Below are 386 nucleotides of genomic sequence, written 5' to 3' on the forward strand. Positions count from 1 at the left end.
GACTGGTTTCGACAGCAAGATCAATGGGTAAGTAAGCATGCAGAGAACCGTAGCGCGATCTCTATAATCCCTTGCTACAAAATTTTAACTGGCAACGAAGAGTTCGCTCTTGCAGCTTAATATCGAAGTTTAGTAGATTCAAGCGCTTTCCCGAAGATTTTAGTAGGGAAGCAAGATATTCCACAAATGCTCTGTTCTGCGGCGTTTGATCCTGGGATATAGGAATGCAGAAATAAGGTTTTAGATGCTTCGGCTAAAACTCGAAAACCTCAGAAGATAAGCTGGAAGTTGGGTGTCTGCTCTCTGCCTCCAGTCGAAAACCAATAGTAGAATAAGCATGTAGAAAGCTTATGTATTGCTTGTTTGGACGAGGGTTCGAATCCCTC

1 other RNA gene is annotated in these 386 nt (G+C 43.0%); it reads left to right on the forward strand.

Annotated features, from left to right (window positions below):
- Nucleotides 1-2: 2 nt before the first annotated feature.
- Nucleotides 3-386, forward strand: a transfer-messenger RNA (tmRNA) gene (ssrA, locus tag QQM37_RS14390).

The sequence above is a fragment of the Psychromicrobium xiongbiense genome (assembly GCF_030271165.1).
Classification (GTDB): Bacteria; Actinomycetota; Actinomycetes; order Actinomycetales; family Micrococcaceae; genus Renibacterium; species Renibacterium xiongbiense.